This is a genomic window from Rhodococcus sp. D-46 (genome assembly GCF_011290655.1).
Lineage (GTDB): Bacteria > Actinomycetota > Actinomycetes > Mycobacteriales > Mycobacteriaceae > Rhodococcus_F > Rhodococcus_F qingshengii.
Genome location: NZ_JAANTF010000003.1, coordinates 313,036 through 327,402, shown reverse-complemented (window position 1 = coordinate 327,402; position 14,367 = coordinate 313,036). Strand labels below are relative to the sequence as shown.

Annotated in this window: 12 protein-coding genes and 2 pseudogenes; 10 read left to right on the top strand and 4 right to left on the bottom strand. The window is 60.4% G+C overall.

The window, feature by feature from the left end; genetic code table 11:
• Positions 1-51 precede the first annotated feature (51 nt).
• The gene (locus tag G9U53_RS33485; RefSeq protein WP_242692520.1) at positions 52-495 is read right to left on the bottom strand and encodes a hypothetical protein; all 444 of its coding nucleotides are present in this window, start codon (positions 493-495) and stop codon (positions 52-54) included.
• A 93-nt stretch (positions 496-588) separates the two neighbouring features.
• Positions 589-732: pseudogene (locus G9U53_RS33895) on the bottom strand (helix-turn-helix domain-containing protein); the annotation flags it as partial.
• A gap of 293 nt (positions 733-1,025) precedes the next feature.
• Between G9U53_RS33895 and G9U53_RS09555 the strand changes: the two are divergent.
• A pseudogene (locus G9U53_RS09555) lies at positions 1,026-2,170 on the top strand (Rieske 2Fe-2S domain-containing protein).
• Between the two features lie 245 nt (positions 2,171-2,415).
• Here the strand turns inward: G9U53_RS09555 and G9U53_RS09550 are convergent.
• Positions 2,416-3,621: a crosslink repair DNA glycosylase YcaQ family protein gene (locus tag G9U53_RS09550; RefSeq protein ID WP_050655742.1), complete on the bottom strand. Its 1,206-nt coding sequence runs from the start codon at positions 3,619-3,621 to the stop codon at positions 2,416-2,418.
• A gap of 34 nt (positions 3,622-3,655) precedes the next feature.
• Positions 3,656-4,915: a TetR/AcrR family transcriptional regulator gene (locus G9U53_RS09545; protein ID WP_007734242.1), complete on the bottom strand. Its 1,260-nt coding sequence runs from the start codon at positions 4,913-4,915 to the stop codon at positions 3,656-3,658.
• Positions 4,916-5,456: 541 nt separating this feature from the next.
• Between G9U53_RS09545 and G9U53_RS09540 the strand changes: the two genes are divergently transcribed.
• The 9 genes from G9U53_RS09540 to G9U53_RS09500 are packed head-to-tail and all read left to right on the top strand — an operon-like array spanning position 5,457 to position 14,349.
• On the top strand, positions 5,457-6,266 hold the full coding sequence (locus G9U53_RS09540; protein ID WP_003945485.1) for an ABC transporter permease: 810 nt from the start codon (positions 5,457-5,459) through the stop codon (positions 6,264-6,266).
• Positions 6,266-7,123 carry an ABC transporter permease gene (locus G9U53_RS09535; RefSeq protein ID WP_003945491.1) on the top strand — a complete coding sequence of 286 codons (858 nt, stop codon included), beginning with the start codon at positions 6,266-6,268 and terminating at the stop codon, positions 7,121-7,123. Before G9U53_RS09540 ends, G9U53_RS09535 begins: the two co-directional genes overlap by 1 nt.
• Positions 7,124-7,126: 3 nt before the next feature.
• Positions 7,127-8,350, top strand: coding sequence for an MCE family protein (locus G9U53_RS09530; protein WP_007734237.1), 1,224 nt, complete (start codon positions 7,127-7,129; stop codon positions 8,348-8,350).
• Positions 8,347-9,378 (top strand): MCE family protein, encoded by a 1,032-nt coding sequence (locus G9U53_RS09525; protein WP_058039203.1) that lies wholly within the window; start codon positions 8,347-8,349, stop codon positions 9,376-9,378. The genes G9U53_RS09530 and G9U53_RS09525 overlap by 4 nt, the downstream gene beginning before the upstream one ends.
• Complete coding sequence (locus G9U53_RS09520; protein ID WP_165638662.1) at positions 9,378-10,433, top strand: MCE family protein; 1,056 nt, start codon at positions 9,378-9,380, stop codon at positions 10,431-10,433. The genes G9U53_RS09525 and G9U53_RS09520 overlap by 1 nt, the downstream gene beginning before the upstream one ends.
• The gene (locus tag G9U53_RS09515; RefSeq protein ID WP_003945762.1) at positions 10,430-11,527 is read left to right on the top strand and encodes an MCE family protein; all 1,098 of its coding nucleotides are present in this window, start codon (positions 10,430-10,432) and stop codon (positions 11,525-11,527) included. Before G9U53_RS09520 ends, G9U53_RS09515 begins: the two co-directional genes overlap by 4 nt.
• Complete coding sequence (locus tag G9U53_RS09510) at positions 11,524-12,588, top strand: MCE family protein (protein ID WP_081557375.1); 1,065 nt, start codon at positions 11,524-11,526, stop codon at positions 12,586-12,588. Before G9U53_RS09515 ends, G9U53_RS09510 begins: the two co-directional genes overlap by 4 nt.
• Positions 12,585-13,805: an MlaD family protein gene (locus tag G9U53_RS09505; protein ID WP_058227636.1), complete on the top strand. Its 1,221-nt coding sequence runs from the start codon at positions 12,585-12,587 to the stop codon at positions 13,803-13,805. Before G9U53_RS09510 ends, G9U53_RS09505 begins: the two co-directional genes overlap by 4 nt.
• Positions 13,792-14,349 (top strand): hypothetical protein, encoded by a 558-nt coding sequence (locus G9U53_RS09500; protein WP_047269603.1) that lies wholly within the window; start codon positions 13,792-13,794, stop codon positions 14,347-14,349. Before G9U53_RS09505 ends, G9U53_RS09500 begins: the two co-directional genes overlap by 14 nt.
• The last annotated feature ends 18 nt before the right edge of the window (positions 14,350-14,367 follow it).

The window sequence follows — 14,367 nt, the reverse complement described above, 5'->3', positions numbered from 1 at the left end:
CCACTGCGCTTTACGCGGAGTCGGAGGAGGCGCACTCTGCGCATTGCCGAGCTAACCGGTCTGCTGGTGACGACCACCCGGCACCTCGAAATACTGGGAGATTGCCACCGCGGCCATCTGTACCGGTGCAACGTGTCGATCGTCGATCTTGCCTCGAACGAGTGGGCCGCTGATCGACAGACCGACTTCCGCTTCACCCAGCGCACCCACCCGCACACCGATGCAGCCGAGACCCGAAGTACACGTACCGAATACGACGCCGTACCGATGGTTGGCTATTGCGGAATGTTGCGCGACCGTCGAACGGCGGCCCGCTGCCAAGAGTGCCTTGCCGATTGCCGAGGATCGCGCCGGGATGCGAGAGCCGACGCCTGTCTGGAGGTCAGGTATCGCCTGGCTGCCGATCTTCTGAAGGTATCGCACGTTGCTTCCCTCGAGGACCCCGAGATGTACGGCCTGATTGGTGACGAGGTGCAGGTTATACAACAACGGCACCACCACCCTCTCGAACTTGTTTCGATACAACGAGATTGCCCCAAGATCGCCGAGTTTGTCGCCGATTTCGTACTCAAGGCCTTCTCTGCGAAGCCAATCCATCCTCACTAGCTTCAGAAGCATCCTGTGCACGGACGATCGCGGAATCCCGGTTCGACGGGCCACCTCGCCCAGCGTCAACCGCGGCGTGTCACGAAAGCAATCCACCACCATCGCCAACCTGTCGAGGGTTGACATAGGGATGGGCTCTTCTGTGATCGGTCCGACCGACATGGCGTCTCCGTTTCGGTGATCCGCCCGTCGAGAGGACAGCGCTGGGCGTGCTCTGCTGACTGCAAATCTGGGCCTTCACCGGACGAACCGCCAGGGTGTTTCCCACCGTGCGGGAGACAAACCTGCCTGGCCACTCCACCTGCAGCTATACCGATCACCGGTTACCCCCGTTGAACCTGGACCAACTCCTCACCACAGTGGCCAACACAGATCACTGAACAAAGGACGACGTTTTGACCACAGACGTGACGACCACAATGGACCTCGGCGAAGTCGACGAGATCCGCATGATCGACGAGGGCGCTGCGCCCGAACGTTTTGCCCGCGGATGGCACTGCCTCGGACTTGCAACGGATTTCCACGACGGGAACCCACATCCGATCGAGGCCTTCGGCACCAAGCTTGTCGTATTTGCCGACAGCCAGGGCGAATTGAAGGTCCTCGATGCCTACTGCCGTCACATGGGCGGCGACCTCAGTCAGGGCACGGTCAAGGGCGATTCAGTCACCTGCCCCTTCCACGACTGGCGTTGGGGCGGCAACGGCAAATGCACCGCGATCCCTTTGCACGCCGCGTTCCACCGCTTGCCAAAACTCGCGCCTGGACCACCCTCGAACAAGACGGACTGCTCTTCGTCTGGCATGACCCCGAAGGCAATCCGCCTCCGGCCGAAGTCGCCATACCGACAATCAAAACTCCGGACCACGAATGGACCGATTGGGTATGGAAGTCAATCGTCATCGACACCAACTGTCGAGAAATCGTCGACAACGTCGTGGACATGGCGCACTTCTTCTACGTGCACTTCTCGTTCCCCACCTATTTCAAGAACGTCTTCGAAGGACACGTCGCCATCCAGGAGCAGAGCGGTATCAACCGCGACGACATCGTGACCTGGACGGATCCCGACGTGCCGAAGCTGGTCTCGAACTTCTCGGTGGCCGCCTATCACGGACCCTCGTTCATGATCGATGATCTGGTGTACCAGTACGAAACATTCAAGGTGGATTCGGTTTTGATCAACTGCCACTATCCGGTCAGCCCGAACAAGTTTGTCCTGATGTACGGCATCACCGTCAAGAAGACCGACGACCTTCCCGCCGAAATCGCGGACCAAACCGTCGACGCGATGATCGGATACATCGGTGTCGGGTTCGAGCAGGACATCGAGATCTGGAAGAACAAGACCCGCATCGACAATCCGCTGCTCTGCACCGAGGACGGTCCGGTATACCAACTGAGGCGGTGGTATGAACAGTTCTACGTGGACGTCGCCGACGTCACGCCCGAGATGGTCGACCGTTTCGAATTCGAGATGGACACAAGCAAACCCATCGAAGTGTGGAAGCAGGAAGTCGCTGACAACATCGCACGCAGGGCCGCCGCAGGAGTAGGGCAATGACCATGGAACCGCTGGACTGCGAGCGGTGCGGAACATACGTCCTCGTGGAGAAGAACAGCTGGCATCACACGTCGACCCAGTGGCGATCAGATTCGCGCACGGCATGTTTGGAGTACCGCGACGATGCTGAACCGCCGAGAATTCGATCCGGAAGTTGTTCCGCATTGAGAAATTCCATCAATCAGGCAGCTACCGACGGACGCATAACAGTTCCCGAATGACAATCGTCCTCGCGACCTGAAGGCTCACGTCATAGCGGCGGCCAACTGCTGAGACAACGTACCTTTGTTCTCCACCTCGACGGTGTCGCAGCCCTGCCAACGCGCAGTTCTCCGAAGGAGTTCCGCCAACCGCGGCGCAGTGTCGGCGTCCGCGGTGGGTTCGGCCCACGCCGCGCGGACAAGCAGTCGACGGTTCTGACGGTCGTTCTTCAGATCGACTCGGGCGCAGATCTTGTCGTCGATCAACACCGGGAGCACGTAGTATCCGTGAACTCGCTTGTGCGCCGGAGTGTAGATCTCGATCCGGTAGTGAAAGTCGAAGAGCCGCAACGCTCGATCGCGTGCCCACACTACCGGGTCGAAGGGTGACAACAGCGCATCCGCACGGATGGACCTGGGACGCTTCGCTCGCGGATCGATCCACACCTCCCTTGCCTTGCCTCGACGCTCCCAGCCGTCGACGGACACCCGGCGCACACTGCCGGCATCTTCGAGTTCCTGCAATGCCGTTCGTGCTTCTGCGCTGGGCAGACGAAAGTAGTCGGCGATGTCGTCGAGGGTGCCGAGACCGTGTGCCTTCACACCCCGCAGCACCAGTTCGCGTATCGCCTCCGACCGCTCGACGTGTGCGTCGAGTATCTCGGGTGCAAGCATCTGCTCGGCCAGGCCGTAACGACGCTCGAAACCGGCGCGCCCCGCCGAGACCACCTCGCCCCAACGGAACAGCGTCTCCAGCCCGACCTTCACGTCGGACCACCCCCACCACGGACCGCGCCGTGTGTTCGCCTCGTGTTCGATCTCGCTCGCCGCCATCGGACCGTTGTCGCGCAACTCCTGCCGCAACCAATCGAGGAAGACACTCCGATCGGAAGCCCACCCGTCCTTGTCACTCAACGCTTTGGCGCGAAACTGGTCCATCCGCCAACGGAACAACGGCCACATGTCCACCGGCAAGAACGTTGCTTCGTGGCCCCAGTATTCGAGGTATCCCGAACCGGGGGCGAAGGCAAGCTGATCGAGTCTGGATTTGTCGTATGCGCCCAATCGCGCATAAACGGGTAGGTAGTGACTGCGTTCGAAGACATTGACCGAGTCGATCTGCAGCACCTGCAGCCGGTCCATCACGCCGACCAGATTGCGACGCGTCACCGTCGTGGGATGCGATTTGCCGAATCCCTGAGCGGCAAGCGCTATGCGACGGGCAGCTGCCAGTGACACGACTTCGCTCATAGTGGGCCAGACTACGCACACTCACCGACACGCTTCAGGCGGCCGAAGCCCGACGGCCGAACAGTACTGCCGACATGAACACCTGCAACATGGCCGCGTTCTCTGCGGCAGCGTCGAACTTCATCATGCGGCCGACATCCGGGACCAGGTTGAGCGCAGCGTGAACTACGAACTTCGCCTCTACTGCCGACAGCTCAGGACGAATCTCGCCGAGCACTCGCGCCCATTCGACCACGTAAAGCTTCTGGCGATTCTTCAGATCGCTTCGATGACTCGGCAGAAGGTTGTTCATCTCGGAGAAGTAGACCGACATCAATTCGTGCTGTGCAAACGACAACTCCACGTACATCGCCGACAGTGACCGGAGCACTTGTTCGTGCGAAGTCGCGGAGTCGAAGACCGCTGCCGTCGCCAAGTCCAAGCGATCTGCAGCTCGATAGAACACGGCGCCGAGAAGCTCTGCCTTGCTGGGAAAGTAGCGGTACATACCGGACGCGTTCAAGCCGGCGGCCGCGGCGATCTCTTCGATGCTGACGTCGTGATACCCGCGAGAGTCGAAGAGGCGCACGGCTTCCTGCAAGAGACGTTCACGTTTGTTCGTGGTCACGGTTCGAGGTAACGAGGACTGCTCCAAGCGGCTAGCGGTGATTGCACCCTCACCTTGATCTATCGCCAGACACGCGTCGAGCAGAACCTTCTCCATCGCTCGCTGGGGCAGCAACAGGTTATGGACGGTGATACTGCCGATGACGCTGAACATCGCTGCCACGACAAGGGTCTCGTCCCTCGCCGTCATCGCGGGTTCGGAGCGCGAAAGATACCGGGCTACTCGGCGATTGACCGTACTGGCTTGCGCTCGAACGGATTTCCGATCATCGGTGTCGAGAAACCGGCTCTCCCAACGATAGATTCCGGCCGTACGCCGATTGCGGATCGTCGTTCGTATCACTGCAATCAGATCTTCGCGCAACCGCTGCGCATCGGTTGCCGCAGGCGCAACCGAAACGGCATCGAGGGCACTGGCGAGCGCTCCGGTCAACTCCAGTGCCGCGTGGCGGAACATCGCGTACTTGTTCGGAAAGTGCCGATAGAGCGCCGAACCCGAAATACCGACCGCCGACGCGATGTCGTCGACACTGACAGCAGGATATCCGCGCTCACTGAACGCGATTGCCGCTGCAGCCGCGATCTGCGCCTTGCGGTCCTTCGGTCGCCTCTTGACGGAGTCGGACCTCGGCTGCCGAACAATCCCATTCGACGTCTGCGCGTCGACGAACTGATCGTTCAGGCTCACCGTGTACCCCACTCTCCAGCCCTCACGCACAAAGCACTTCGATCCGCCTGCTCATCAGACGAGAATCAGCATAAGCATGATTCTGAAAACTCGTACACCGATTTCAGCACATCGCGCGTCTAGAGTTTCATACATGCAGGTAACGCTGCCTTTGATCAGAACATACGACTCGCCCTTCGCCACCTCCCCCGTTGCTTCCACCGAGAATCTTCGTTAACAAAACGTTGCCTGTGGCCACCAGCAGTGGGTAGGGTCACCGCTCGAAGCATCCAGCCCGCATCCACGAAGCAATCCGACTGACAGATTCGGAATATTCGTAAACATACACAGGATGTCGATATGAACAGTTCCGATATCTCCACGTCAATGAAGGAAACTCGGTCAACAGGGCTGACAGTTCGACGAGAATTTCGGTTCACATAATGCTTGCTTGGACACATATATGTGTGAGATGCTTCACAGGCAGTTCGCTCGACCGCCAGCGCTCGAACAGTTCGAACTCCGTGCCGAACACTGTTGATCTGCAAAGGAATTCAATTAGATGACGTACGAGCTGCCAGCCGCGAAGGGCCCGGTGCGAGACGTAGCGTTACAGGGGGGCTATCTGATCGGATTCTCGGTTCAGGCACTCTTCGGCCTGTTCACGGCAATCCTGCGCAGACGACTCTCATTGCACGAGACGGTTACTCAGACCCTGTTCATCGGTCGCGTCAGCACCGGCCCGTCGCTGCTTCTCATGATTCCGATCGGTGTATTCATCGCCGTCTCGGTCGGTGAACTGGCCGGCCGGATCGGAGCCGGTGGATATTCCGGAGCTGTCGTAGCTTTCATCATCGTCGGTCAGGCCGCGGCGCTGGTGTGCGCGTTGATGATGGCCGGTGTCGCAGGATCGGCGATCTGCACGGATTTGGGTTCACGAAAGATCCGGGAAGAGATCGACGCGATGGAAGTGATGGGCATCGATGTGATCGAGCGCCTCGTCGCACCGAGATTGGTTGCGGCAGTGATCGTCTCCCTTGCACTGTGTTCGATGGTCACCTTCGGCGGTGTGATCGCGTGCTACCTGTACCACATCTACGTCCAGCATCTTCCGGCCGGAACGTTCATGGCAACGTTCAGTCAGTACGGGCGATCTTCCGACTTCGTCATGGCTTTGGTGAAGGCTGCGGTCTTCGGCATCGCTTCGACTTTGGTCGCCACCTTCAAAGGTCTACATGCAAAAGGTGGCCCACGCGGCGTTGCCGACGCAGTCAACGAAGCCGTGGTCATCGCGTTCGCGCTCGTCTTCATCGTGAACACAGTGTTGTCCGCGCTCTACACCGTAATCGTCCCGGCAGTCGGTGAATTCTGATGTCGCTCGTCGATCTCCGTGTTCGAGCACGTCAAGCGAGCAGACCCCTGCGAACCGCGGGCGACGGCCTCGTCTCCCTCGGTCAGCACGTCACTTTCTACGTCCGCACTATCGCATCGATCCCCTTTGCGCTCACCAAGTACCGCAAGCATGTACTCGGTCAGATCAGCGAGGTCAGCTTCGGCACGAACTCCTTGTTGTCCGGCGGCGGCACCATCGGGATCGTCTTCGCGATGTCGCTGGCCGCGGCGATGATGTTGGGCGTCGAGACCCACCGGGGCCTCGAGCTTGTCGGGATGACCTCGCTCTCCGGCATGCTGTCTGCGGTTGCCAACACCCGTGAACTGGCCCCTGTTGTCGTCGCGATCGCGTTGGCCGCCAAGGTCGGAACGGGTTTCACCGCCCAGATCGGGGCCATGCGTATCTCCGACGAAATCGACGCGCTGGACTCGATGGCGATCCGATCGATCCCCTTCCTCGCGGGTACCCGGGTGATCGCTGCCATGATCTGTGTCATCCCGATCTACATGATCGGACTCCTGGCCAGTTACCTCTCGACCCGACTGGTCGTCGTGTTCTTCAACGGCGCATCGGCAGGTACTTACGACTACTTCTTCCATCTGGCGATCTCTCCGCAGGATCTCCTGTACTCGGGTCTCAAGGCCGTGGTGTTCGCCGCTGTTGTCGCGCTGGTTCACTGCGCGTACGGCTACTACGCATCGGGCGGTCCGGCCGGCGTCGGGCAAGCGGCCGGGCGCGCGCTCCGGACTGCGATCCTCGCGATCGGAATCCTCGACGTACTGATGACTTTCGCGCTGTGGGGCCTCGTGCCCCAGATCCCGGGAATGGGGGTCTGAGCCGTGGACAGACTCACTACACGCACGAAGATCGTGTACGCCCTTCGCGGCGCGATCGCCATAGTCGTAGCCGTCGCCGCCGCCGTGACAATGGTTCTACGCGGTTCGGGAAATCTCGAGCAGAGCACCGACATCTTCGTCGCTGTTCCAGCCACAGCCGGTCTCATCAGCGGTGAAGCTCCGGTTCGGTACCACGGCGTCAACGTCGGCCGAATCGGCGAAATCGAATCAGGAACCGCCGAATCCGTTGTGCAGTTGCAGATTCAGACCGATGACGCGTCGAAGATTCCCGCTGACGTGGTGGCTCGCGTTGTTCCACGCACCTTCTTCGGCGACATCTACATGCAGCTCGTGGACAGTCCGAATGAGCAGGGCCAGACGACTCTGGCGGACGGAGACGAGATCCACATGGACGACGGTCCCGAAGCCGTTGCGCTCTACGACGTGTACACCAAGCTGGTGGGCGTCCTCACTGCGATGCAGCCCGAGAAGTTGCAGACAGCCCTGACTGCGCTGGGCCAGGCGCTCGACGGAAACGGAGCCGAGATCGGTACCACGATAGACAATCTCAGTGCCGCGTCCGGCGTACTGACACCCGCCGCACACCAATTCCTCGAATCGACACCCGAATTCAAGTCGGTCGTCGACGCGTTGGACCGTGCGACCCCCGACATTCTCGATACCTTGGCAGCCGCCACAACCGTCTCGAACGACATGGTCGCCAACAGAGCGAATCTCGAGTCCTCGATCGGCGCGGCCGCAGTCTTCGCCGCTACCGTCGACGATTTTGTCGGGGCGAACAACCGAAACATCATCACTGTGATCGATTCCGCCGGAAAGATACTCGCAACCACCGCGGCCAATCCCGGAGGACTGCGTTCCACCCTCGCCAATGCCAGTACGTTCGGCGCCGCGGGCGCTCGAGTCTTCGCCACCGGAAAGTTCGACATCACAGCAGTTGCCACGTTCGCCGAACCGCTCCCATACACGGGTGATGATTGCCCGCAGTACGGTGACTCGCGCGGAGCACAGTGTTCGGGCTCCAACCTGACGCCTGAACAACCCGTCAGTGCCCCGGTCGTGGGCGGCGTAGCCGAAGCGGCCCCCCTGCGGTACCTCGAAGATCAACTACTGGGCGGATCGCCGGAACCCTCGGATACCCCCAACCCGGCAACAACACTGATGTTGGGGCCGATGGTCAGAGGTAACGAGGTGACCGTCCCGTGAAGGTCCGTCCTGGCCAGGTAATTCGGTTGTCACTCTTCTGTCTCACCGGCGTCGCCTGCGCGTCGTTCGTGGCGAACACGTTGTCGGTCCCGGTTCGCGGAAGCACCGATTCGTACTCGTTCGAGTTCACCGACGTCGAAGGACTCAACCCGGGCAACCCGGTCACCATGTCGGGTGTGCGTATCGGCCGCGTGGACTCGGTTGCGTTCGCCGACAACGGAGGCGGGACGAGCAAGGCGATCGTCGACGTCGAAATCGAGTCGCGATATTCCCTCGAGTCGGATGTCCGTGCCGCCGTGCGCTACGGCGACATGCTCGGTGCTCGATATCTGGCACTGACGCAGGACGACAGCGCAACAACGGTATCCGCACGACAGCTCGAACCAGGTGACACGATACCGCTGGCGCAGACAACACCGCCGATCAACTTGACGGCCCTGATGAACGGGTTCAAACCGTTGTTCGCCGCGCTGCAGCCCGAGCAGGTCAACACGCTCACGCGAAGTTTTGTCGAAACCTTCAACGGCCAGGGCCAGGCAATGACCACCCTGCTCGACCAGATCGCGACCATGAGTTCCGGCCTGGTCGACCGTCAGGACGTCTTCGCGCAACTACTCACGAACATGAACACTCTTCTCACCTCCGTCGACGAGCGTCAACCCGAATTGGTCGGTCTGTTGGACGGTTTGAACGATCTGAGTATTTCCGTCGTCGGGCAGAACGATCAACTGGTCTCGCTCTTGGATCAGGGAAACCGCACTGTCTCGTCCTTGGCTCAGATCATGGCCGGGTCGAACGGTGCATTCGGTCAGACCGTGCAACAACTCGAAAGTGTCACCGGGAGTTGGATTGCGAGCACCGACGAGTTCAACAGACTTCTCGTCAACCTTCCCCAGTTCGCCGACGCCGCCAACCGGATCGGAAGTTACGGAAGTTTCATCAGCCTGTATCTGTGCAATTTCACTCTGAAGGCAGGCGACATGGAAGCCAACATCTTCGGTCCGACACACTCGCCGGTGTGCTCATGATGTTCCTGGTCAAGCTGATCGACGTGTTCGTCGGCATCATGCTCTTCCTGTTCAAAGGGGATCGCCGTCGCAGCGGTAGCGGCACCGCTCTCGCCCTGGGCAGTCTCGGAATCTTCGTTCTGGTGGTGGGACTCGGCGCCGCCTTGGGCATTCCGAAGCTCTGGTACAACGTACGCACGTCGGCATACACAGCCGAGTTAGCCAATGCCAGCGGGCTTTCCGACACCGATCCGGTTTACGTGGCCGGGGTTCCCGCGGGCCGAGTGGATTCGATCGATCTTGCCGGCGACCACGTCGTCGTCAACTTCCGCTTGGACAAGGACCAGCCTTTGGGAAACCAGAGCACGGCGACGGTCAGGCTCAAGACGGTCCTCGGCAAGCGCTACCTGGAGATCGTGCCGGCCGGAGTGGTCGACGACTCCGAGACGCGGGTCATCCCGCTCTCCCGCACAACCGTGCCGTACAGCCTCGACGACGTCAGCAGTGATGCCACCACTGCGGCAACAGGCGTCGACCTACAGGCGATGGAGTCCATGATGAACACCCTTTCGCAGGTGATTCCCACTGATTCCGATCAGGTGGGCCGGGCTCTGGCCGGAATCAGCGGCGCCTCGGCGGCTTTCGCGCAGAACAGTGAACAGATCGACCAGATTCTCATCATGTCTCGTGAGCTGTCGGACATGGCTGCGGCACAAACCGATTCGATCGTCGGTACTGCGGCCAATGCTCAGACGATCGTTCGAACTCTTGCGATGCGCAAGGACGCACTGACTCAGCTGGTCGACAACCTGACAATCATCATCTCGAAGCTCTCCACCACTTTCGTCGATCGTCAGGACGAGTTCGGAGCCATGACCGACAACCTCGTCGCGGTCACCACCACGCTGAAGAACAACGCAGATCAGATCGACCTGCTGTTGACTCGTCTTCCTTCCGCGCTGCGTTCGGTCACCGATTCAACCGGCACCGGCAATTGGACCGACGTCAACGCGCCGGCGGCCGTGATCCCGGACAATCTGCTCTGCGCGCTCGGCATCATGGAGGGCTGCAAGTGAATACACGAAAAGCCGTCACGGCCATGCTGGTAGTGACCTTGGCGATCGCCCTGCCCGGTTGGTACATATTCGGACGAACAGATCAGTCCAAGACCGTCTACGCCGATTTCAGCTACGTCGGCGGAATCTACGAGGGAAGCAAGGTCACCGTCCTCGGAGTCGGCGTCGGGACGGTCACGTCGGTGGAACCTCGCGGAACTTCTGTTCGAGTAGCGATGTCGATGCCCGACTCCGTGGACCTGCCCGCCGACGCCTCGGCCTATGTCCTCAATCCATCGGTGATCAGCGATCGACACATCGAACTCGGCCCGGCGTACACCGGCGGAGAGACACTGAAAGACGGCGACCAGATTCCGATCGAACGTGCCCACTCCCCCATAGATTTCGACGGCTTGATGGGAAGCGTCAGCACTTTGGCCGACGCATTTGCCGGGGATGGGGGCAATCTCGGCGATCTCGTGAGCCGCGGCGCCGCCGGGTGGCAGGGCCAGGGCGATCAATTCAACACCGCAATTCGCAACCTCAGCACGGCAACCGGAGTTGTCGGCGCTCGGTCGGAAGACATCGGTGCCCTTGTCGACAATCTCAACACTTTGATGAATGCTCTGGACGCACGGCAGGTCAGCCTCGACGAACTTGTCGGCGACCTCGGCGTCCTGGGTGATCAATGGGCGAGCCAGAACATGGACATCTCACAGCCTCTGCAGGATCTGCAGGTGGTCTTCGACCAGTTGAACAGTTTCATGACAACTCACGGCGATGATGTCGGTGCCATAGCCGACAACGTGCGAGTTCTCGGTGACACTCTGGCTGCCAAAGAACCCGGCCTCGCCGAGTTCATGGACCTGGTGCCGTTGATGATGCAGAACCTCTCCCAGACAATCGGTCCTGATCAGCGCGGGCGCATTCGGCTCAACGTCTCGACTGCATTGACTCAGTTCGCGGTGGCGAAACCGCTGTGCGACACCTACAAGTTGCCGATCTGCACCGGAGCCGGGTTCACGAATCCGATTTCCTTCCCCCTCAGCACTTCTGATCCGCTCGGCATCGCCTCCGCGATTTCCGGCGGAGCCGTCCCCGGAGGTGGCAATTGACGCGGCAATCAGTTCGAATAATCGCCGGTATCGCGATCATCGGTGTGGGTTCCGCGGCCGTGTTCGCCTTCGGCGGCTGTAGCGCAGGCATTCAAGACCTACCCCTCGGTCGTTCGGCCGACGGTGACGCGTACAACGTGGCGCTGCAGCTGGCCGGCGCCGACGGCCTGGTGTTGGGAGCAGACGTCCGCAGCGGCCAGAAAGTCATCGGTCGAGTATCCGCGCTGTCAGCCGATGTCGTCGGAGCCGATGTGACTCTGAGTCTGGACGCCGCGACGCCATTGCCCGACAACGTCGAAGCTTCCGTCGAACTCCCGTCCGCACTTGGCAATCCGTTCATCAGACTCTTGGTGCCGGAAGTTCCGTCCGGCTCCACGCTCAGCGACGGAGACACAATTCCGGAGTCTCGCACCGAGATCGGTCCGCAGGTCGAAAGTGCGCTTGCCACCCTCGGCACGGTTCTGACCGGAAGCGGCATCGACCAACTCGATACCGTGGTGCGCGAGCTGAACACCGCGTTTTCCGGGCGCTCCGGTGAAGTTCGTTCTCTGACCGAGACCCTCACCTCGCTCATGGCAGAGGCAAGCAGTCACCGCAGCGAGTTCGACGAGGCCGTCGACCTCGCTGCCCGGGTCTCCTCCCAACTGGCCGGCCAACGCGTAGTTGTCGACAACTACCTCGATTCCGTTCCACAGGTGGTGTCGATTCTCGTGGGACAGAAGGATCAGATTGCGAGCCTGTTGAACTCGACCGTTCAGCTCGCCACCAACGCAAACACCATTCTCGACTCGTCTCCCAACGGCCTCGACGCGATGCTGCACGATGCGTCGACCGTTGTCGGGACTCTGGATTCGTTCAACTCGGAGATCGGCCAGACGCTGACGAACATGAACGGGTTGCTCGAAAACTTCACCGGTGCAGTGCAGGGCGACTACCTCGTTTTCGACGGCGCCCTGGATATTCCGGGAACGATCGACAAGCTCTGGAGCGGCGGTATGGCCGGTCAATCGATCGCACCAGCGGGAACTCTCACCGATCTACTTCAGGGAGGTCTGCGTTGAGTCGCCTTGCGCTTGTTCAACTTGTCCTGTTCGCTCTGATCGCTGCTGTGGTCATCCCTTTCGGGATCGTCTACGTGGTCGGCCCTCAGGGTTTCGGGGGTCAAATCCTGCTGCACGCCAACATGTCCGACGCCTTCGGACTGACCAAGGGCACGGTCGTCACGTATCGCGGCGTACAGGTGGGGAAAGTGAGTGAAGTCGAACTCGACGCAGGCACCCGCACGGCTCGGGTGGAACTCTCACTCAACGACAACACCGAGATACCTACCGACAGCGTCGCCAAGGTGACGATGGGGACCGCAGCCGGAATTCAGAATGTCGACATCTACCCCAACACAGACCACGGCCCGTATCTTAGGGACGGCGACGAGATCGCCATGCCCGCGGATCAGCAACCGGTCCAGATGAGCCAGTTGATGCTTCAGGCGTCCGGTGTCTTGGAAGGGATTGATCCACAAGCGATCAGCGACATCGGGACCGAGCTGGGGAATTCGTTCAACGGGCTCGGCCCGAGCTTGGCGACGATGATCGACAACGGTGGGACCATGTCGGCGCAGTTGAACGACCAGTCGGCCGAACTCGCTGCGCTGCTGTCGCGAACCTCCACGTTGGTGGACTCCATGGCGACACAATCGGATTCGTTCGTCCGGGGAATGGCAGCTGCCAAGAACTTCACCGAACAACTCGAATCCAATGCGCCGGTGCTGATCTACCTCACCGATCATTCGCCCGCCGCCCTGAACAGCGCTCAACAGTTGTTCGACAAGTACCACAACACTTTCGGAGCGGTCCTGGCCAATCTCGTCACTGTCGCACCGATCATCTCCGACCGCACAGAGGCCCTGGAAACCGGACTTGTCACGATTCCTGAAGGTCTCGCCAAACTGGCATCCATCGTCAAAGGCGATCGCGCCGACTTTGCCTTGGTTGCGACCCAGGGGCCGGTCTGCAACTACGACACCCCTCGGCGTGAGGTCGGCGATCTGTCTCCCACCAGTCCGAGTCTGGCGATGTACTGTCCCCCCGCCGACGACCTCGTCCAACGCGGAGCACAGAATGCTCCGCGTCCGAACGACCTCGGTTTGCAGAACTCGACCGTCCCGGGCACTCCGATCGGACCGCCCGTCGTCGCAGATCCGATTCTCGTCCCGACCGGAGTCGACGCCCTGAACTACTGGAGATTGATGTTGGAAGGACTGGGAAATGGCACACGGTGACAACGCACTACTCGACGAGACAGAAGCCGAGGTGGCCGAACATCCGACTTCTCCGTCGCTACTTCACCGCCTGAAGGAGCCACGCAACGCACTGATCTCACTAATGGCGGTAGCGCTGGTCGCAGCATTGGCGGTGCTCGGATTCCAGATGTACTCGGCGAATCAGGAAGACACGCTGCGGCAGGAGGCTTTGGACACCGCACGGGATTACTCAACCATCATGTCCTCCTTCGATTATCAGAACCTCGATGTCAACAAGGACACTATCGCCTCGATGTCGACCGACGAGTTTGCCGGCACCTACCGAACGATGGTGGATTCCCTGAGGGAAGTCGTTGCCGGGGGCCAAGGTCAGGCGAGCGCGACGGCGACAGACGTCGGCATCGGATCACTGGACGATTCGTCGGCCAAGGTGCTCGTGTTCGTCGACCAACAAGCCAAGAATGTCGCAGCGCCAGAGGGAAACACACAGAAGTACCGCATGGTCGTGTCCCTGGTCCGCTCGGGCGACCGGTGGCTCGTGAGCAACGTCGAGACCAAGTAACTCACCACACGCGGAGGA